The 21,480-nt window shown below is 39.9% G+C and carries 18 protein-coding genes and 1 pseudogene; 6 read left to right on the top strand and 13 right to left on the bottom strand.

The window, feature by feature from the left end; all coding sequences use genetic code 11:
• Positions 1–7 precede the first annotated feature (7 nt).
• Together KQI66_RS07440 and KQI66_RS07435 are read right to left on the bottom strand one after the other, a co-directional pair.
• Complete coding sequence (locus KQI66_RS07440) at positions 8–754, bottom strand: hypothetical protein (protein WP_216428211.1); 747 nt, start codon at positions 752–754, stop codon at positions 8–10.
• Positions 755–770: 16 nt separating this feature from the next.
• Positions 771–1,238, bottom strand: coding sequence for a sigma-70 family RNA polymerase sigma factor (locus tag KQI66_RS07435; RefSeq protein WP_216428209.1), 468 nt, complete (start codon positions 1,236–1,238; stop codon positions 771–773).
• Between the two features lie 242 nt (positions 1,239–1,480).
• On the opposite strand from KQI66_RS07435, the gene KQI66_RS07430 reads away from it, so the two are divergent.
• A complete protein-coding gene (locus KQI66_RS07430; RefSeq protein ID WP_216428207.1) occupies positions 1,481–1,753 on the top strand; it encodes a hypothetical protein in 273 nt (90 codons plus the stop codon).
• 60 nt (positions 1,754–1,813) lie between these two features.
• Here KQI66_RS07430 and radA read toward each other — a convergent pair whose 3' ends face one another.
• From radA to KQI66_RS07375, 11 genes and pseudogenes are all read right to left on the bottom strand, one after another.
• Positions 1,814–3,214, bottom strand: a complete 1,401-nt coding sequence (gene radA, locus KQI66_RS07425) for a DNA repair protein RadA (RefSeq protein ID WP_216428205.1) — start codon at positions 3,212–3,214, stop codon at positions 1,814–1,816.
• A gap of 56 nt (positions 3,215–3,270) precedes the next feature.
• A complete protein-coding gene (locus tag KQI66_RS07420) occupies positions 3,271–3,681 on the bottom strand; it encodes an endosialidase (RefSeq protein WP_216428203.1) in 411 nt (136 codons plus the stop codon).
• A gap of 117 nt (positions 3,682–3,798) precedes the next feature.
• On the bottom strand, positions 3,799–6,348 hold the full coding sequence (locus KQI66_RS07415) for a heavy metal translocating P-type ATPase (protein ID WP_334300586.1): 2,550 nt from the start codon (positions 6,346–6,348) through the stop codon (positions 3,799–3,801).
• A gap of 373 nt (positions 6,349–6,721) precedes the next feature.
• Positions 6,722–9,190 (bottom strand): annotated as a pseudogene (locus tag KQI66_RS07410) (ATP-dependent Clp protease ATP-binding subunit).
• A gap of 41 nt (positions 9,191–9,231) precedes the next feature.
• Positions 9,232–10,260, bottom strand: a complete 1,029-nt coding sequence (locus tag KQI66_RS07405; RefSeq protein WP_216428199.1) for a protein arginine kinase — start codon at positions 10,258–10,260, stop codon at positions 9,232–9,234.
• Positions 10,253–10,765: a UvrB/UvrC motif-containing protein gene (locus KQI66_RS07400; protein WP_216428197.1), complete on the bottom strand. Its 513-nt coding sequence runs from the start codon at positions 10,763–10,765 to the stop codon at positions 10,253–10,255. The genes KQI66_RS07405 and KQI66_RS07400 overlap by 8 nt, the downstream gene beginning before the upstream one ends.
• A 249-nt stretch (positions 10,766–11,014) precedes the next feature.
• Positions 11,015–11,677 carry an RluA family pseudouridine synthase gene (locus KQI66_RS07395; protein WP_216428196.1) on the bottom strand — a complete coding sequence of 221 codons (663 nt, stop codon included), beginning with the start codon at positions 11,675–11,677 and terminating at the stop codon, positions 11,015–11,017.
• Between the two features lie 7 nt (positions 11,678–11,684).
• Positions 11,685–13,709: a glycoside hydrolase family 13 protein gene (locus KQI66_RS07390; RefSeq protein WP_216428194.1), complete on the bottom strand. Its 2,025-nt coding sequence runs from the start codon at positions 13,707–13,709 to the stop codon at positions 11,685–11,687.
• Between the two features lie 142 nt (positions 13,710–13,851).
• A complete protein-coding gene (locus KQI66_RS07385) occupies positions 13,852–14,475 on the bottom strand; it encodes a hypothetical protein (RefSeq protein WP_216428192.1) in 624 nt (207 codons plus the stop codon).
• 3 nt (positions 14,476–14,478) lie between these two features.
• The gene (locus KQI66_RS07380; protein ID WP_216428190.1) at positions 14,479–15,081 is read right to left on the bottom strand and encodes a DUF1648 domain-containing protein; all 603 of its coding nucleotides are present in this window, start codon (positions 15,079–15,081) and stop codon (positions 14,479–14,481) included.
• 16 nt (positions 15,082–15,097) lie between these two features.
• Positions 15,098–15,445 (bottom strand): NifB/NifX family molybdenum-iron cluster-binding protein, encoded by a 348-nt coding sequence (locus KQI66_RS07375; protein ID WP_216428188.1) that lies wholly within the window; start codon positions 15,443–15,445, stop codon positions 15,098–15,100.
• A 139-nt stretch (positions 15,446–15,584) separates the two neighbouring features.
• Here KQI66_RS07375 and KQI66_RS07370 point away from each other — a divergent pair, with 139 nt between their 5' ends.
• The 5 genes from KQI66_RS07370 to nrdD all read left to right on the top strand — a co-directional run bounded on the left by KQI66_RS07370 (position 15,585) and on the right by nrdD (position 21,343).
• Positions 15,585–16,700: an aminopeptidase gene (locus tag KQI66_RS07370; protein ID WP_216428186.1), complete on the top strand. Its 1,116-nt coding sequence runs from the start codon at positions 15,585–15,587 to the stop codon at positions 16,698–16,700.
• Positions 16,701–16,848: 148 nt separating this feature from the next.
• Complete coding sequence (gene metG, locus KQI66_RS07365) at positions 16,849–18,837, top strand: methionine--tRNA ligase (protein WP_216428184.1); 1,989 nt, start codon at positions 16,849–16,851, stop codon at positions 18,835–18,837.
• Between the two features lie 74 nt (positions 18,838–18,911).
• Positions 18,912–19,670 carry a TatD family hydrolase gene (locus KQI66_RS07360; RefSeq protein ID WP_216428182.1) on the top strand — a complete coding sequence of 253 codons (759 nt, stop codon included), beginning with the start codon at positions 18,912–18,914 and terminating at the stop codon, positions 19,668–19,670.
• Positions 19,671–19,933: 263 nt separating this feature from the next.
• A complete protein-coding gene (locus KQI66_RS07355) occupies positions 19,934–20,917 on the top strand; it encodes a 3D domain-containing protein (protein ID WP_216428179.1) in 984 nt (327 codons plus the stop codon).
• A 150-nt stretch (positions 20,918–21,067) separates the two neighbouring features.
• Positions 21,068–21,343, top strand: coding sequence for an anaerobic ribonucleoside-triphosphate reductase (gene nrdD / locus KQI66_RS07350; RefSeq protein WP_216428177.1), 276 nt, complete (start codon positions 21,068–21,070; stop codon positions 21,341–21,343).
• The last annotated feature ends 137 nt before the right edge of the window (positions 21,344–21,480 follow it).

Genomic DNA, 21,480 nt, shown 5'->3' with positions numbered 1-21,480 from the left:
TTTTGTCTTACTGTGCATCAATAACAGTCTTAAGCATATTAACAAGCTCACCCATATCAACATTTGAATCCATATCCATAAGTGTTACCTGAGTATTATCCTTGACAAATTTGACTGTTTTAATTTCATTTACTTCAACTTCATCACTGCCGTAGCTGAATACAACCTTGCCTTCTGCCTCATCAATCTTATCCTGTTCTGTCATTTCGTAATCATCAGGAACAAATTTGTTTGTCCATTCATAAGTATAAATGTCTGTTCCGTCATAATTTTCTTCAAGAACATAATCAACATATTCCGATTCATCATTTTTCTGGTCTGCATCTAAATAAACAGATGCATCGCCAAGCACATATGTTGCGGAAAGGTTCTTTGTTGTTGCTACCTTGTTTCCGCTGTCATCCCAGTGGTCTACATCTCCGACATAGCCTTCCTTAAATGTATATCCGTTATCAAATTTATCAACAATATTTATTTCAATTCCTGCGTCTTTAGCCTGTTCTTCTGTTTTTTCGACAGTATCTTCAACCTCAAACATATTTCTGCCTGAACTCATACTTACAATCTTCCCGGCACCAACGGCAGTAACACTGATTGCTGCTACGGCAGCTACAACAACAGCAAATTTTTTTCCGAATGATTTTTTCATATTAATTTCCTCCTTCTCCGGCAACTGTGCCAATGCGGATTTTACACATTCATGAAATTCTTCCGGACGTTCATCAAATACTTTGTTCCAATCATGCTTCTGCATATATAACACTCCTTACTTAAATTTCATCATCAAGCATTGTTTTAAGAAGCTTTCTTGCCTTATGCAATCGGCTTTTCACCGTACCTTGCGGCAGCTTTAGCATATAAGCTGTTTCTTCAACGCTGTATCCTTCAATATAATACAATACTATTACCGACCTTAGCTTAATCGGGAGCCTGAACACTGCGTCCCTTAGCTCGTTGTCGATCTTTACATCGGAAGGTATGTCTGCGGTATAATCCTCAAAGGATATAACAAAACCGCTTTTCCTTCTGATTTTATAGCATTCGTTTATCAGTATTCGTGTAAGCCACGTTTTAAAAAATTTTTCATTCCGAAGATTATCCAGCTTATCATATGCAGTCAGTATTGCCTGTTGAACTGCGTCCTCACAATCGCTTTCATTTGCAGACAAAGTTCTCGCAACTCGGTACAGTGAGTTTTCGGCTTCCATAACCTGCTGTGTAAATTCCTGTTTGTTCATTTATTTTCTCCTCAATACCTTAGCAAAACTCAAGTACTTTTTTGTTTTACACTTATTAGATGTTTTTAATAGCTGTGCGGTTCATCATTCTAAAAAAATTTTTATAAATAAATTATAAAGGTAAAATTAACCGTTGTAACCCTTTTATGTTTGTCCGCATATTATATACCAACAATAGAAAGAGGAGGCAAAACAAATGGCATGCTATCTTTCCAATCCCAACAGCACCTGCGGATGCAACAATGGCTGTGGCTGTAACAACGGTACAAACAACAGCAATACCAACGGCTGTGGATGCAACAACGGCAATAACAATAACAACACCAACGGCTGTGGATGCAACAACGGCAATAACAATACCAATACCAACAGCTGTGGATGCAATAATGGTGCTAACAACAGCAATACCAATGGCTGCGGATGCAACAATGGTACTAACAACAGCAATACCAACGGCTGTGGATGCAATGGCTGCTGCAACAAATGCTGTTGCTGCAGAAACAATTAAACAATAATTCAAAAACAACAAGATAAAAATGAGCATGACAGTCAACGGCTGTCATGCTCATACTATTTTATATTATACCGAAAATAGAAATAATAACCTCTCTTATGCTTTTCATTTCATATATATTTATTCCTTCCGGCTTTTTTATGTTTCCTTCCGTTTTTGCAATATACACGTTTTTAAAGCCCATTCTTGCCAACTCTCTCAGCCTTGATTCCACTGCCGGAACCTTCTTAAGCTCTCCGGTAAGACCGACATCGGCAATAAATGCAGTGTTATTCGGCACAGGCTTATCGTATATTGAAGAAACAATGCTTATCATAACCGCAAGGTTTATAGACTGCTCTCTCGGCTTAAGTCCTCCGGTTATTTTTATTACCACATTTTTATCATATAAACCTATTCCGCATCTCTGCTCCAATATGGCTATAATCGTATTGAGCTGTTCCTTTCGGAGTGCCTCGCCTGTTCTCAGCGGATACGGCATAAAGGATTTTGACACAAGGCTTTCTATCTCACATATAATCGGTCGTGAGCCTTCTCTTACGACTGTCAGTGCACTTCCTGAAACAGCCTCGTTTTCGGCTCGTTTAGTCATAAAAAATTCACTGGGATTTTCAATGGACACAAGTCCCTTTTCCGTCATTGCGAAAAATCCCATTTCTCCGGTACTTCCGAAACGGTTTTTGGAGGCAATTATGCTTCTCAGCTCGTCCTGTGTATCGCCTTCCATTATAAGCACAGTATCAACAAGATGCTCCAATGCTCTAAGTCCGGCAAGCTCGTCCTGCTTGTTCATCTGCCCTATTATAATTACCGCACGAGGCTTTGAACTGCTCTTTGCAACCCGGACAAGCTCTCCGGCACATTCCATTGTCTGTGTAGGATTTCCTGCTCTTGACGGATAAAACTCCTCCAGTGCAAAGGTCTGTATACTGTCAACAATAATAATATCCGGATTTATTCTTTCTATCTCTCCGAGCACCGTATTCATGCTTGTTGTAGATATAATCCATATATTCTCGTCTATACCGTCAAGTATTCTGTCGGCTCGGCTTTTTATCTGTCCTTCGCTTTCTTCACCGCTGGCATATAAAATATTCAAGCCCTGTTTTGCGGTATTGTTGGCAATTTTCAGTGCAAGAGTAGATTTTCCTCCACCGGGAGGCGATGAAATAATGGAAACGGAATCTCTTACAATACCGCCGCCCATAAGTCGGTCATACTCCGAAATACCTGTTATTATTCGCTCATTTACGTTTGTTTTAACGGATTTAAGACGATTTGCTCCGCCTGTGCTTTCCGGTGCATAATATGTTCTTCCGCCGGACGCCCTTCTTGCGGCAGAAACAGGTCTTTCCGTTTTTTCCTCCAATGTATTCCATTCTCCGCACTGTGGGCATTTTCCCATCCATTTCGGCGTAGAATAACCGCAGGAGGAGCATACATAGCTTTTCTTTTCCTTCATAGCAATATCCTCATATTAAAAAACCGCAGGATTTTCTCCTGCGGCATAATTCAGTTTCAGATCTTCTCTATTTTTACATCAGCAGTATTTTTTCCAAGCTCAACGCTGAAATTGATTTTTCCGGCAATGTTTGATTCCATCTTGCCGACAAGCATATCGTCAACAATAAGCTTGTATTCCTGTTCAGGCTCAAGCTCCATAGTTATCTGAACGTCTTCTGTGCTTTCAATATTAAACTCAATATTTCTTTCGTTCATTGTAAAGTTATGTACTGTTGCTCCGGGAACAGATTCAAAAAGCATTTTTCCGTTCTTTTCGAGCTTTGTAATATCTTTATATGTTTTTACTTTATAGAGATTGCCGCAGACTTCAAAGTCAAGGACCTTTTTCTTTTCATCCATGAGATAGTTTCCAAAGCTGATGCTTCCGTTGTCTTCAAGTCTTATTAACTCTTCTATAACTGCCATTTTATATATCCTCCTATGTAGTGTACCACCCTGATTGTTATGTAATTATAACACAAAAAATCTCTCTTGTATAGAAAAAAGAGGAGGTCTTGCCTCCTCTTTAAGAATTTTGTCGGATTACTTTACAGATATAACCTCATAGCCTGCGTCTGTAACCGCTTTTGAAAGCTCTGCATCGGTAACATCCTTTGAAAGCTCAACATAAGCTGTTTTCTTATCAAGGTCAACCTTAGCCTGTACTCCGTCAATGTCGTTAAGAGCCTTTTCAACTCTGCCTGAACAATGGACACACATCATGCCTTCAATTAACATTTCCTTCTTCATTAAACTCTCTCCTTTGTTTTCTTCGTGTGAAATGCTGTTAATTGGTGTTTCTTCAATATAATCATCTTCATTTATCGAAGGATTATTAGGTTTAAATAATCTTAATCTGAGTGCATTCGAAACAACACATACCGAGCTTAAGCTCATGGCAGCTGCACCGATCATAGGATTTAATTTAATCTGGAAAAGTGGATAAAATACTCCGGCAGCAAGCGGTATGCAAAGTGCATTATAGAAGAATGCCCAGAAAAGATTTTCCTTTACGTTCTTTATAACTGCTCGGCTTAATTTAACCGCTGTAACAGCGTCCATAAGGTCGCTCTTCATAAGAACAATATCTGCCGATTCAATGGCAACGTCTGTACCTGCTCCGATTGCAATACCTACATCTGCTCTTGCAAGAGCCGGAGCGTCGTTGATACCGTCACCGATCATTGCTGTCTTTCCGCCCTTCTGCTGTATTTCTCTTACAACGGACTCTTTATCCTGCGGCATAACCTCCGAAACAACATTTGTTATTCCAAGGCTTCTTGCAACAGCCTCGGCTGTACGTTTATTATCACCCGTAAGCATTACTACGTCAATACCGAGATCTTTAAAGCACTTAACAGCTGAACGGCTTGTCTTTTTCGGAACGTCCTGAACGGCAATTATACCGAGCGGCTTATCCTTTTCTGCGAAATAAAGAACCGTTTTTCCGGCATTTGAAAATTCCTGCTCCTTCTTTTCAAATACCCTTGTGTCAATGCCGTTTTCTGTCATAAGGTATCTGTTTCCGGCAAATACCTTTTCTGAATTAATATCGGCAACAATTCCTCGGCCGGATACAGCCGTAAAGTTTTCAATATCATTGAAGCTTATATTTCTTTTTGTCGCTTCATCAAGAATTGCCGATGCAAGCGGATGCTCGGAAGGCTTTTCTACTGCCGCCGCAAGCTTAAGAAGTGCATTCTCGTCGCCGTCAACGGCAAATATATCTGTAACAACAGGCTTGCCTTCAGTTATTGTACCTGTTTTGTCCATTACTACCGTTTTTATAAGATGAAGTGTTTCAAGTGCCTCTGCCGATTTGATAAGTATTCCGTTTTCCGCACCCTTGCCTGTTCCGACCATTATGGCAACGGGAGTTGCAAGTCCCAATGCACAGGGGCATGAAATAACGAGAACCGATATTGCACAGGAAAGAGCAAATTCAAACTCTGCTCCGCTTATGAGCCATACAATGGCTGTTATGAGTGCAATGGTCATTACAACGGGAACAAATACACCGGCAATTTTATCGGCAAGCTTTGCGATAGGTGCTTTTGATGCACTTGCGTCCTCAACAAGCTTGATAATCTGTGCAAGAGTTGTTTCCGAGCCAGTTTTTTCGGCACGGAATTTGAAATATCCGTTTTTATTGATTGATGCAGCTATTATTTTATCTCCGACAGTTTTTTCAACAGGAATACTTTCGCCGGTAAGTGCCGATTCATCAACCGATGAATTACCTTCAACAATAATACCGTCTGCCGCAATTCTGAAACCCGGCTTAACTACAATTATATCTCCGGGCTTAAGCTCCTCAACAGGAATTTCCTTTTCTTCACCGTCAAGCTCAACAATGGCTGTTTCCGGTGCAAGCTCTGTAAGTCTTGAAATTGCCTCGCTTGTTTTTCTCTTTGAACGTGTTTCAAGGAATTTTCCGAGAGTTATAAGTGTAAGTATCATTACGGCCGATTCAAAATACAAATCCATATGGTACTTAGCAACAACCTCCATATCTCCGGCACCGAGTCCCCAGCTCATTCTGTAAATAGCAAAAATACCATATACTAAAGCTGCCGTCGAGCCGACAGCAATGAGGCTGTCCATATTAGGCGCTCTGTGAAAAAGAGTTTTAAAGCCAACCTGATAATATTTTCTGTTTACATATATTATCGGGAGGCAGAACAAAAACTGCGTAAATGCAAAGGAAACCGCATTGGCATGACCGGTCAGAAGTGCCGGTTCGGGAAATCCAATCATGCTTCCCATCGAAATATACATAAGCGGAATAAGAAAAGCAAAGGAAACAATAAGTCTTGTTTTCATTTCCTTAAGCTCTTCATCGGCAACAGAGCCCTGTTTTTTCTCTGCTTTCATTGAGCCGTCTGCCGGTGATGCACCGTATCCGGCGTCCTCAACAGCTTTTATTATGTCGCTGTCACTTATTTTGCTTTCATCATACTTGACCATCATACTGTTTGTCATAAGGCTGACCGCAACATTATCCTCACCGACAAGCTTTGCAACACTTTTTTCAACATGCGATGAGCAGGACGCACAGGTCATTCCCGTAACATTAAATTTTTTATTCATCATAACACCTGCCTAAAAAAATCAACTTATAATCACCCACTAACTTAGTAGGTCTTTTTGTTGTATTCAATATAGCATTGATTATTATGCCCGTCAATACCCCTATACCGCCTATCAGCATACAAAATAAGTATGATTTTCAGTCTGTTTTTAAGTAAATTACACAATACTCCCCCGTAGTATATAAAAACCTTTGAAATATAGTATATTTTACCCATAATACTTTATTTTATTATTGCATTTTATTGAATATTTGCACATATCCACACCAAAAAGACTTTTTATGCTCGTTTTTGACATTTATTTTTTATATTGATATAAACAAAAAAATCGGCACTTAAACCGATTTCTCAATTTAAGTGCCGATATAATTATTTTATTCTTTTGTGCCTTCGTCAGCGCTTTCAGCCTCATCAGCCTTGTCTGCATTAAACACGAACTTGTCGTCCTTAACACCGACTTTTACGCTGTCGCCGGCTTTGATTTCATTTCTGAGGAACTCTTCCGCAAATTCATCTTCAATCTTAGACTGGATTTCTCGTCTTAAAGGTCTTGCACCGTAAGCCGGATCAAATCCTTCTTTGGCAAGAAGTGAAATTGCTTCATCGGTAAACTCAATGTGTATATCCATATTTTCTTTAACTCTCTTAACAATTTCCTTAGTCATGAGAGCTACAATCTTTTTAACATTCTCTTCATCAAGAGGATGGAAAACGATTATATCATCAATACGGTTGATAAACTCGGGCTTAAAGAGATGTTTGATTTCCTCCATAACCGTATCCTTCATTGCCTGATATGATTTTTCATCACTACTGTCGGCAACAAATCCAAGCTTCTTGGGAGCAATGATGCTCTTAGCTCCGGCATTTGATGTCATGATGATTACAGTATTTTTGAAGTCTACCTTTCTGCCCTGTCCGTCTGTAATGTGACCATCATCAAGAATCTGGAGCATTACATTAAATACATCGGGTGATGCTTTTTCGATTTCATCGAAAAGAACAACGCTGTAAGGTTTTCTTCTTATTTTTTCTGTAAGCTAGCCGCCTTCTTCGTATCCTACATATCCCGGAGGCGAACCTATCATTTTAGACACCGTATGCTTCTCCATGTATTCGGACATATCAATTCTGACCATAGCGTTTTCATCGCCGAACAATGCTTCCGCAAGGGCTTTGGAAAGCTCTGTTTTACCTACACCAGTAGGTCCGAGGAACAGGAATGAACCGATAGGACGTTTAGGATCCTTAAGTCCGACTCTGCCTCGTCTGATTGCTTTGGCAACTGCCGATACAGCCTCATCCTGACCGATTACACGTTCATGGAGTATTTTTTCAAGGTTGATAAGTCTTTCGCTTTCCTCCTGTTTTAATGACTGAACCGGTACACCTGTCCAGCTTGAAACAACGGCTGCGATTTCGTCTTCAGTAACAACCTGTTTTGTTTTTGTATTTTCTGTATCCCATTCTTTCTTTGCATCATCAAGCTTTTTCTTAAGCTCTGTCTGCTCTTTTTTAACCTTTGCAGCCTTTTCAAACTCTTCGGTCTTGATAGCCTCTTCCTTCTCTTTTTCAAGAGCGGTAATCTTGTCTTCAAGCTCCTTAACATTTGAAGGTGCTGTATATGTCTGGAGTCTTACCTTTGAAGCTGCCTCATCCATAAGGTCGATGGCCTTATCGGGAAGGAATCTGTCTGTAATATATCTTGATGACATCTTTACAGCCGCCTCAATGGCTTCGTCCGTAATTTTTACATTATGATGAGCCTCATATTTGTCACGAAGTCCTTTAAGCATAAGAATAGCTTCTTCTTCATTTGGCTCATTAACCATTACCTGCTGGAAACGTCTTTCAAGTGCCGCATCTTTTTCGATATACTTTCTGTATTCTTCGATAGTTGTTGCACCGATTAACTGGAGCTCGCCTCTCGCAAGTGAAGGTTTAAGAATATTAGATGCGTCTATTGCACCTTCGGCACCGCCGGCACCGATAATTGTATGGATTTCATCAATGAAAAGTACAACATTGCCTGCCGCCTTAACCTCATCGATTACTTTCTTGATTCTTTCCTCAAATTCACCTCTGTATTTTGAACCGGCAATCATTGAAGAAAGGTCAAGTGAAACAATTCTCTTATCCTTAAGTGTTGAAGGTACGTTGCCTTCGTAAATCTGCTGTGCAAGACCTTCAATAATGGCTGATTTGCCGACGCCGGGATCACCGACAAGACAAGGATTGTTCTTTGTTCTTCGGCTTAATATCTGGATAACACGTTCGATTTCCTTATCACGACCGATGATAGGGTCGAATTTGCTTTCAGATGCCATTTTTGTAAAGTCACGGCTGTATTTATCGAGAGTAGGTGTTCCGCTCTTGCTGTCGCCGTTTGCACCTGTACTGCCTGTTGAATCCTCACCGACCATAGACATAATATCTTCATAGAGCTTCTGTCCGTTTACGCCGAGTGATGCAAGAATTCTGACTGCGATTGAATCGTTTTCCTGAATAAGTGCAAGAAGGATATGTTCTGTACCAACATAGCCGGTACCCATTTTAATAGCTTCCTGAACACTCATATCAATGACTCTTTTTGATCTCGGTGTATAATCCTGAGGATAATATCCTCCACCGTTATTAAGACCAACAAGTTCATCTATTTTTTCAGTAATGGCGTCCTCAGTAATACCCTGAGCTTCGATAGCTTTAGAGGCTACACTGTCTTTTACTCCCACAAGACCAAGCAGAAGATGTTCTGTGCCGACATAGTTGTGGCCGAGATGAACTGCGTACTGCTGTGCCTTTCTGATTGCTTCTTTTGCTTTTTCTGTAAAGTTACCCTGCATATCTGTCAACTCCTTTATGCTGTAATATATATGTTAAATACTTATTTAAGTATCTTTCTGATATAATCGGCTCTGGCTTTATCCCTTTCTGTGGGAGTCATGTCCTTGCCGTTTGTTGTCTGTATTATTGCCGGCTGAATATTTATCATCAGCTCAACAGGCTTTATGCTTATATCCGGCATAGGCTCAACGCCCATGTTCTTTGCCTCCATAAGGTTGGAAAGCATCTGCATTGCCTCCTTTGCCGAAATCTTTCTTGCTGTCTTAAGTATGCCGTATGAACGCCATACCTTATCTTCAACATCGTCTTTAGCTCTTGCATAAGCATTTTTCTCAAGCTCCTGTTCACGCTGAACGATAGTTGAAACAACCTTTTTAAGATTTTCGATTATTTCTCTCTCGCTCTGTCCCAGTGTTACCTGATTTGAAACCTGATAAATACTGCCCATTGCTTCCGAGCCTTCTCCGTATATACCTCTTACGGTTATACCGAATTTCGATATTGCCTGTGTAAGACTTCTTATCTGTCCGGTTATTTCAAGCTGAGGAAGGTGCATCATATAAGATGCTCTCAAGCCTGTACCTACGTTTGTAGGACAGCTTGTAAGGTATCCGAACTTTTCGCTGAAAGCGTATTCAACGCTTTCTTCGATAAGGTTATCTATTTTATCGGCTGTGTCATAGGCTTCGTCTATATTGTCACCTGCCGCTATTGCCTGTATTCTTATATGATCCTCTTCGTTAAGCATAATGCTTATTGTTTCATCATCCTTAACAAGAACTCCGCAGGGCTTATTGTTTCTCATAAGCTCTGGGCTTATGATATGTCTTTCCACCATGCTGAATTTTTCGTTTTCATCAAGCTTGTTTATAGGAATATATTTAAACTGTTCACCGAATACCGTTCTGCTTCCAAGTATCGAATTCTTAACCTCTTCTATCATTTTTTCGGCATCTTCGGCACTCAGTTTATTATAGAAGTTATATTTCTTTAAATTTCTTGCAAGTCTTACTCTGCTTGAAATTATTATGCCGTTATTGCTTTTTTCTTCCTCATACCATTTACTCATGCTTGTCATCTCCTTCAAGAGATTTTATTCTGTCTCTGAGAACAGCCGCCTGCTCATATTCCTCTTTGGCTATGGCGTCAACCAGTTTTCTCTTAAGCTCTTCAAGCTCATGCTTCTTCAGCATAGGGCCGCCGTTTCTCTTCGGCACCTTGCCCTTATGCTCGTTGTCGCCATGAATACTTTTAAGCGAACCGGCTATATAAGGTTCAAAGGCATCAAAGCAGGAAGCACATCCGAATTTGCCGCTTCTTCTGAACTGATCGTAGGTCATGCCGCAAACCGGACATTTAAGGCCGCCGGATTTATAGTGGCTTGAATACTCATCGGGCTTTGAGCCCGTTCCGTAGTTAAGAAGATTCTGGAATATATCCTGAAATGAAATCGGGCTTTCATAGCTGCCCTCATTGGCACAATGCTCACAATAATAATGTTCTGTTTTTTCTCCATTTATAACTTGAACCGTATGAACGGTTGCTTCTCTTTTATGACATTTTTCACAAAGCATAATATCCGCCTCCCTGTTTAGGTTATTCCTCCCAGCCGGTTATTATTTCTTTTGGCCTATGAGGTATGCTTTTTGTTTTTTTGTTAGCCACTCAAGTTGATGAGTGCTAATCGATGTTCAAAATAAAAAACCTTTATTAAGGTTTCTTACTTCTTTTTCTATTTGTTTGTTATTATAGCACATAATTTTTTAAATGCAAGTACTTTTTTAAAATTTTTTAAAAAAATTATGTAAACTTTATTTTTGATGCTAAAACAGGTCAAAAGGAGTACTGTTGGGAGCCTTTTCAAACACCGATTCCGTCTTTTCTCCGGGCTTTACAACAGTAAGCCTGTAAGCATAAAGTGCTGTATTTACGCCATAAAAGCCTCTTTTGAATTTAGGATTGTATTTTGTATCTCCCCAAAGCGGTGTTCCGGCATTGGCAAACTGCACTCTTATCTGGTGATGTCTGCCCGTATGAAGATTTATGTAAACTAAAGACAGCTTTCCGAATTTTTCTGTGTCCACTGTTTTTATCAGTCTGTAATCCAGAACAGCCTCTTTTGCATTCTTATTTACCTTGCCGTTTACGACCTCTGAAATGTTTAATCTTTGATTTTTCACAAGCCAGTTTCTCAATTCTCCGCTTTCGTTTTTCGGTACACCACAGCATACCGCCATGTATTCCTTGCCGAGCTTTCCGTCAAGAACCTGCTTTCCGAGATAGGACGCTGTTTTTTCATTAAGGGCAAAAACCATAAGTCCGCCGACAGGTCTGTCTAACCTATGCACAAGCCATACCTTATTATATTTTTTCTCAAGCAGCGTGAGAATGTCTGTATCGCCTGTTTTGTCCGGCTGTGACGGCATTCCGGCAGGCTTTTCCGCAACAACCAAATTTTTATCTTCATATATAATGTTAATTTCCATATTGACCTCATTTATTTTTTATAACTGCAAAACCGTATTTTCCTATGTGTATATCCAAATATCCGTTATCAGCGGCATAATCTTTTTCCGCAACATCAAATTTTCCGTCTGAGCCTTCCATTAATGACACAAAGCCGTTTTTGCTTTCCGCACAGGCAAGCCACACCGGAACATGAACAAGCATTTCATTATCAGTATTGTTAAAAACCGCAATTACGCATTTCTTATCCGTAAATCTTGCAACGGACACCGTTCCGTAATCAGAATGTATAAATCTGCATGAGCCGTCTGTAAATACGCTATGATTTTTTCTTATATCAACAAGCCTTCTATAAAAATCAAGCATATACAGATTTTCTTTGTCCCATGGATAGGTTCTTCTGTTATCGGGATCTGTCCAGCCGACAACACCGACCTCTTCTCCGTAATATATTGTAGGCATCCCTACCCATACAAACTGGAAAACAGCCGCTTCAAACATTCTTCCGATATTAATGCCTTCTCCTGCCGCCTCCGCACCGAGAGATGTAAGTCTTCCAACCTTGCTGTTCGTTCTTGTAAGAAATCTGGAATGGTCATGGTTGGACAGCTCATTCATGCTTATATTCATTGCATGAGAACCGTATTTAAGGTAGTTATGAGTCATGGCACTTTCAAAGCTTTTGCCGTTTGAAATAAGCTCGCCGTTATAGCTATCGCTATGCTTTTCCATTCCTGTGAAAAACCACGAAACCGGCTCCATAAAAGCATCATAGTTCATTATTGTGTCCCATTCGTCACCTTTGAGCCAATCATAAGCATCGCCGTAATGCTCGGCTATTATGACCACATTCGGCGAAACTTCCTTAACCCGTTTACGGAAATCCTTCCAGAATTTATGATTAAATTCCGCACTTCCGCCTAAATCTGCCGCAACGTCCATTCTCCAGCCGTCTGCATTAAATGGCGGTTTGAGCCACCTTTCGCCGATTTTCATTATATATTCATAAAGCTCCGGCGAATTTTCATAATTCAGTTTAGGGTGGTTGTAATGTCCCCACCAGCCTTCATATTCGCCGTTTTCGTTCCATACAAAATAATCTCTGTACGGACTGTCGGAATTTTTATAGGCTCCTTTGGCACCGGTCAGCTTTTCATATATTTCTTCTCTGTCGAGCCATTTATGAAATGCTCCGCAATGGTTGAAAACGCCGTCTATTATAACCTTTATGCCCATACTGTGAGCCTTTTCGATAAGCTCGGCAAAAAGCTTGTCGCTTTCGGTAATATTTTCTTCGGAAATTGTACGGACTGCATATTTATCCTCTTCACTGTCCTTGACTATTTTTCCGAAATGCGGATCGATATGTTCATAATCCTGAATATCATATTTATGATTGCTCGGAGAAACGAAAAGCGGATTGAAATAAATCATTGTTATTCCAAGCTCCTTAAGATAGTCCAACTTATCTATAACGCCCTGCAAATCACCGCCGTAAAAATTAAATACATCGCTCTCCTCGGGTGTTTTGCTCCAATCCGAAATGTGCTTTACGCTGTGTCCGAGATATTCATATTCGCCGTCAACAACATCATTGCTTATATCTCCGTTACAGAAACGGTCAACAAATATCTGATAGCCTACCGCACTTTTCGCCCATGCCGGAGTTTTATAATCTCTTTTTATCTCGAAACCGCCGTCTGTATTAAGGGACTGCATAAGGCCGTATTTATTGTAATAAACAATTTTATCACCGTTTTTTATTTTAAATGAATACCGTCTGTTTTCGCTTTCCGGAGCAAATAAATAAAAATAAAAATCATATATACCGATATTTTTTTCAAAGAGCATCTCATATTCCGCACCATCGGAAACCACAGCAATATAGTCTGCCTCTCCCGAACCGATTCTGATTCTTACTTTAACTTCATCATCAAAATCCGGCTCAAAGGGCTGTATGTAATTTTCGGATTCATCACTGTATACAGCCTGTAAGTTTATCGAATTTTTATATATTTCAGTATTTAATAATATCTGTTCACTTATTCTCATATATATCCCCGTAAAATAGATTATCAATATTCTGTACACATATTAAATATATTACATCACAAATGCAATAAAAACTTAAAAGCGGCATAAAAGCCGCTCATAAATTTTAAACAAGTCGAAAACTTGTTTTCGACTTAATCGTTTAACTGCTGTAATCCTCTATTATTCTTCCGAGCCTGTCCCTTCCTTCAACGTATATTCCATCATTCAGCATAACCTGTCTGTCGTGGTCAAGTCCGGCAACCGGAATATCCGTTGTCATATATATTCCGTCCTCTTCGTTTTCATAAAACACAGCGACACAGCCGTCATATACTCCGACAACATATCTTTCTTCGTCCTTCGAGCCGATTATTTTTCTTAGAAGAACGCTGTCCGGCGAAAACTCGATAACCTGCCAGTCGGAATAATAATCCTTAACATCTGTCATAGCCTTTCCGACAAGCTCATCGGGACACATACCTTCCATGCTGTCCGTTGTGTCGGTTATTTCATTATAAAATTCATAGGTAAACACAGCATTTTTGTGTAAGCCGTCAGAAACCGTTGTTTCCACATTTTCTTCCGTATTTTCTTTATCCAAAACAACAGCATTATTTTCATCGGTATTAACAGCAGTATTTTTTTCAACAATTCCGCTCAAGCCTATCATTGCACCGACAGCCGCAACAACAATAATAACAACCGATGTAATCACACCTGCCGCAAATCCACGCAGACGATACATAAAACCACCTCTTACGCAGATTATTGTCTTATACTTCAAAAATTATGCAATTCTCGAATATGCAAGTGAAATAATAATTGCCGCAACCGATATTCCTATCGAAACAGTCATATATCCCATAAGCACAGCCATAACGGCAACAATGCCGAATATCATCAAAATCATGCCGCATTTGGAATAAATACCGGCTTTTTTATCATTATTCTTTACCTCAAATATTCTTCCGATAACATCTGACTCCGTAAGCTCACCGAAGTATGAACCGAAAGCCGCAATAATTGCACCGACAAATGCCGTAATGCTTGCATAAAGATGATTTATTCCGATAACACCGGAATATGTCATAGTTGTGCATACAGCACCAATAACAGGCATTGACCATTTCAGAAACAGCTTCATAGCCGGCGGATACTGGTCCGCAAGGTCGCTTTTTTCCGCTTTATAATGAAAGAAAGCATTCATCAGCAGAAAGAATATCGGCATTCCGAAAACGGCGAACCATCTCGGTGCATAATTGCTTACGGTTCCGTCATTTGCCCATTGAACCGGCAGCATCTCCGGAAGCTTTCCGAGCATTATAACTCCGGCAATAAGCGGAAGTATGCACACAACGCTTGTTATTATAAGCGATTTCTTTTTATTCATATTAATATCCTCCCAATTAATCCTCATCATTAAAGCAGGTATACATATATTCCGGCACACCTATTCTTTCACCGCTTAAATATCGTATTACCGCATCATTTACTTCGCCGACAACACCGGGTATAAGCTCTATATGAGCCTCTCTTATGGCTTTTCTTGTACGACTGCCTATATCGTTGCATATAAGCACACTCACATTATATTCCGCAAGAAGGCTTGCAACTGCCTCCGGCTTTTTTATAAATGAATATCTTTTTTCGATATTGACAACTCTCTCGTCCTCAACCTCAAAAATCGTAAACTGTCTGCTGTTTGCACAGCTTTTATATATATCGCCCTTATGGGACGGCACAGCTATTCTCATATAACCACTTCCAAATAATATTCTTATTCGTCCATTGTATCATTTTTTGTTTTTTTTCTCAAATTATATTCAAAAAAGAATTAAAAAGATGTAATATTATTTCTGAAATACGAAAAACTAAGTCAGGAGGTTTTTGAATATGGATGAAAGAATTAAAAAACTTGCATATAATCTTGTAAACTACTCTTGCCGTGTGCAGAAAGGCGAAAAGGTTTTAATAAGCTGCAACGGAGTCCACCCACTTCCGCTTGTTAAACAGCTCATAAAGGAAATATACGCCGCCGGAGGTCTTGCCTTTGTTGACTTCACAACAAACTCTCTGGATCGTGAACTGCTTTTGGGTGCAACCGAGGAACAGCTCAAAATTCTTGCCGAAAACGAAGCCGCAAAAATGCGTCAGATGGACTGCTATATCGGCGTAAGAGGAGAAGACAATCTTGCCGAAATGAGCGATGTTCCGGAGGATAAGCTTGCTCTTTATGACAAGCTTTATATGAATCCCGTTCATCACGAAATAAGAGTACCTCATACAAAATGGGTTGTGCTCCGTTATCCCGCTCCGTCAATGGCACAGAGTGCACATCAGAGCCTTGAGGCCTTTGAGGATTATTATTTCAATGTATGCAATCTTGATTACAGCAAAATGTCAAAGGCAATGGACTCTCTTGTCAAACTTATGAACAAAACCGATAAGGTCAGACTTACGGCCAAAAATACAGACATTACCTTCTCAATTAAGGATATTCCGGCTATCAAATGCGACGGTGCATGCAACATTCCCGACGGTGAAGTTTATACCGCACCTGTCAGAGATTCCGTAAACGGCACAATAACCTACAACACGCCTTCGGAATATAACAGCTTTACATTTGAAAACGTGAGCCTTACATTTGAAAACGGCAAAATAGTAAAATGTACCGCAAACAACAACGAAAAGGTTGAGGCTGTTTTCAACATTGACGAAGGCGCAAGATATGTCGGTGAATTTGCCATTGGTGTAAATCCCTATATAACAAAGCCAATGAACAATATTCTTTTCGACGAAAAAATAATGGGAAGCATACATTTCACACCGGGCAACTGCTATGATGATGCCTATAACGGAAACAAATCCGCAATCCACTGGGATCTGGTGCTTATACAGACACCGGAATACGGCGGCGGAGAAATTTATTTCGATGACGTTCTCATAAGAAAGGACGGACGCTTTGTTCTTCCCGAGCTTGAAGTTCTTAATCCCGAAAATCTAATGTAAACACTAATTATTGCCGACAGTTTCCGCTGTCGGCAGTTTTATTTTCGCTCAATACGCATTTTTATCAATATTTACTTTATTTTTCACCATAAAACGGATATAATAGTTTTATATGCACTATTATATAAACTATTAGGAGGAATCTATAATGGCAGAGAAATTCTACATAACTACGCCAATTTATTATCCCAGCGATAAGCTTCACATCGGACATTCCTATTGCACAGTTGCTACTGATGCAATGGCTCGTTATAAAAGACTCAGAGGCTATGATGTAATGTTTCTTACAGGAACAGACGAGCATGGCCAGAAAATCGAACGTATTGCCGATGCTCTCGGAGTAACACCTCAGCAGTATGTTGATAAAATCGTTGCCGGAGTAAAAGAGCTTTGGGCAAGCCTTGATATATCTTATGATAAATTCATCCGTACAACAGACGATTATCATGTAAAGGCTGTTCAGAAGATTTTCAAACAGCTTTATGACCAGGGCGATATTTATAAGAGCGAATACGAAGGCTGGTACTGTACACCCTGTGAATCATTCTACACAGACGTTCAGCTTGTAGACGGAAAATGTCCCGACTGTGGTCGTGATGTTGAAAGACTTAAAGAGGAAAGCTATTTCTTCAGACTTTCAAAATATCAGGACAGACTTATCAAATATATCGAAGAACATCCCGATTTCATTCAACCTCAGACAAGACAGAACGAAATGATTAACAACTTCCTTAAGCCCGGTCTTGAGGACTTATGTGTAAGCCGTACAACCTTCAACTGGGGCATTCCCGTAACATTCGATGACAAGCACGTTATCTATGTATGGGTTGACGCACTTACAAACTATATTACTGCTCTCGGTTACGGTTCTGATGACGACAGCAATTATAAAAAATACTGGCCTGCCGATATTCATGTAGTAGGAAAGGAAATCGTGCGTTTCCATACTATCATTTGGCCTGCTATACTTATGGCACTCGACCTTCCTCTTCCCAAGAAGGTATTCGGTCATGGCTGGCTCATAATAGATGGCGGAAAAATGTCCAAATCAAAGGGCAACGTTGTTGATCCCAAGGTACTTGTTGACAGATACGGTCTTGATGCAATCCGTTATTTCCTTCTTAGGGAAATTGCTTTCGGACAGGACGGAAACTTCACAAACGAGGCTCTTATCCAGAGAATCAACTCAGACCTTGCCAATGACCTCGGAAACCTTGTTTCAAGAACAGCCGGCATGATTGAAAAATATTTCGGCGGACAGCTTCCCGTTGAAAGAGAAGAAACAGAATTCGACGCATCTCTTAAGGAAACAGCAAAGGCAGTAACAGAAAAGGTTGACGGTCTTCTTGACAACATGCTTTTCTCCGATGCACTTGCTGAAATCTGGACACTTATCAGACGTGCAAATAAATACGTTGACGAAACACAGCCCTGGATACTTGCAAAGGACGAGGCTTCAAAGGCTAAACTTGCAAACTCACTTTACAATCTTGCCGAAGCAATCAGAATCGTTTCAATACTCATTCAGCCGTTTATGACAAAGGCTCCTGCTCTCATCTGGGAACAGATCGGTATTAAAGACGACGCAATCAAGACTTGGGACAGTGCAAAGGAATGGGGACTTCTTCCTGCCGATGTACAGGTTAAAAAAGGTCCTGCCATCTTCCCCAGAATTGATATGAAAAAAGAGCTTGAAGAGCTTGAAGCTGCTATGAAAAAGGCACAGGAATCATCGGTTGCAAACCAGACAAAGAAAGCCGAAGAGGCTAAAAAAGCACAGGCTGAGAGAAAAGAAGAAGAACCTGTACAGGAAATCACTATTGATGACTTCGACAAAATCAAACTCAAGGTCGGAACAGTTATCGCATCCGAAAAAATGAAAGGCTCCAAAAAGCTTCTCAAAAATCAGATTAAAATAGGAAACGAAACAAGACAGATTCTTTCCGGTATTTCTCCCGATTATACTCCCGAAGAAATGGTAGGAAAGAAAGTTATCGTTCTCACAAACCTTCCTCCCAGAAAAATGATGGGCGAAATGAGCTACGGTATGATTCTTGTGGCAGAAGACGAAAACGGACAGCTTGCCCTTGCATCTGTTGACAAAACAGACTTTGCGGACGGCTCCGAATTAAGCTAAAATAAAACTGACATACACAACAATAACCGGAGTGTTCATCACTTCGGTTATTTAATATTAAGGAGATTTTTATTATGTATTTTGAATCACACGCACATTATGATGATGAACGCTTTGATGAGGACAGGGACACCCTTCTTGCATCTTTTCCGGCAGAAGGCATAGAAACCGTTGTAAATGCCTCTTCGGATATAAAGTCCTCAAAGGCATCAATAGCTTTAAGCGAAAAATATCCGTTTTTCTATGCGGCAGTCGGCGTACATCCACATGAGGTAGAGAACATAACAGAGGCTGATATTGACGAACTCAGAGAGCTTTCAAAGCACCCTAAGGTTGTTGCGATAGGCGAAATAGGTCTTGATTATTATTACGACCTTTCTCCGAGAGATTTACAGCGTCATTGGTTTAAAAGACAGCTTGAGCTTGCCGACGAGCTCAAAATGCCTGTAATAATCCATTCCAGAGATGCCGCACAGGAGTGCTTTGATATTATCAAAAACAGCAATGTACGAAACGGCGTTATCCATTGTTACAGCGGAAGTGCCGAAATGGCAGAGGAATATATCAAAATGGGATTTTATATAGGCGTAGGCGGTTCGCTAACATTCAAAAACAACAAAAAAGGTGTTGAAACGGTTGAACGCATTCCGATAGAAAAAATTCTTATAGAAACCGATTCGCCCTATCTTGCACCTGTTCCATATAGAGGCAAAAGAAACGATTCCCGATTTTTGAAATATGTTGTAGAAAGAATAAGTCAGATTAAAAATATTCCCGAAAATGATATATGCAACATAACCAAAAATAACGCCCAGAATCTGTTTATAAAATAATTGTTGCATATTTGTTACATTTATGTTAATATAATATTCGTGTATAGTTAAGAAAATCGAAACAACTTTGATTTTCATATGGTTCATCGCCAAAAAATTTTTCATGCAAACGCATTAATCAAGGAGTGTTAGTCAGTAACAAACCACCGACAAGGCTTATTTTTTTATAGGCTTTGCGGCTGGCGGCAGTCATCCTTGGCTGCTGATTTAACCGGTATGCCCTTTATTGTTTTAATCGGGTATGCCAATTAAAGGAGGAAGCTATGACAAAACGACTTAGAGTAATTGCTATCGTGATTGGGTTATTGGCAATGCTGAGCGGAAGTGTATCCGCTTATAGTAAAGAAAATTTAAGTGTAACAATTATTGAAGGAAAGAATGAATTTTCAACTAACTTAACTGAACCAATTACAGTTAAACAACTTCTTGAACTTCAGGGCATTACTGTTTCTGAAGATGATGAACTTAACTATGCGCTTGATTATACGGTACAGAGCGGAGATACGGTCAAAATAAAGCATTCTATACCGGTTATAATCGAGTACGATGATATTCCCCGTATGGTACGCACCACTTCCCTTACCGTCGGAGAACTTCTCGACAGCGTAGCAGGTGATTACGAAGAGCGTGAGTATTACCTTGCAAAAGATTTATCCAGAGACGACCTTCTCAAAAAAGGAATGATAATCAAATTATCATCAACAATGACAAAAAAGGTCACAACTTATGAAAAAGTTGAGAAATCAGTAGAATACAGAGAAACAAATGCAATCGCAAAGGGTACGGAACGAGTTGCCGTTGAAGGCAGTGACGGTCTGGTCAAAATTATCAGTGAGGAAACCTATGTCGGAGGCGAGCTTACCGATACAGTCGAAATCAGCCGTGAAATTGTTACCGAACCCGTAAATACAGTCATTGAAAAAGGAACCGCAACAATGGTATCAACTCCGGTAGGCGATTTTGAATATACCAAAAAAATCGATATGGTTGCCACCGGATATACACAGTATGATGAAGGCTGTAACGCTTATACGGCTACCGGTGCTTTAGCCGTCAGAGGTGTTGTTGCCGTTGATCCATCTGTTATTCCTCTCGGAACAAAGCTTTATATTCCGGGCTATGGTGTTGCCAGTGCACAGGACACAGGCGGAGCCATTAAGGAAAACAGAATAGACCTTTGCTATAATTCACTTGACGAGGCTTTTGCCTGGGGCAGAAGATCCGTTACAGTTTACATTCTTCAATAATACAATCACAATCACCGCCCGTTAAACGGGCGGTTTTTCTGTGCCATAAAATAAATGATAATTATTATCAATTACCTATTGCATTCTCAAACAATATGTAGTATTATTATCTTAACAAACAGCTATATCTTGAGTCAGGAGGAATATATAATGTTAGATGTCACAGTATTAAACGGAACTATGGAACAGAAGGAAATCGATGAATATGTTAAATTCATTGAAAAGGAAAATCCCGAAAGAAAGCTTGAAACACTTGAGCTTACAATCGACGGCGATTTTGTTGATATGAAATACACATTCAAGCCCGTTAAATTTGACCGTATCCGCCGTATAACAGGCTATCTTGTAGGAACAATGGACAGATGGAACGATGCAAAAACAGCCGAAGAGCATGACCGTGTAAAGCATTCTCTTGAACTCAGCTAAATATATTTTTATTAAAACCATGGGACTTTGTCCCATACCCTACCACCCTTTAAAAAGGTTTGACCTAAATTCTATCTAAAATCATTTTATCAAATGATTTTAGGACTATGCTTTTTAAAGTTATACTTAAAAAATAT

It is taken from the genome of Anaerotignum sp. MSJ-24 (assembly GCF_018918145.1).
In the GTDB taxonomy this organism is placed as follows: domain Bacteria; phylum Bacillota; class Clostridia; order Lachnospirales; family Anaerotignaceae; genus Metalachnospira.
The sequence above is the reverse complement of the archived record's forward strand: the minus strand, read 5'-3'. Positions and strand labels throughout refer to the sequence as shown.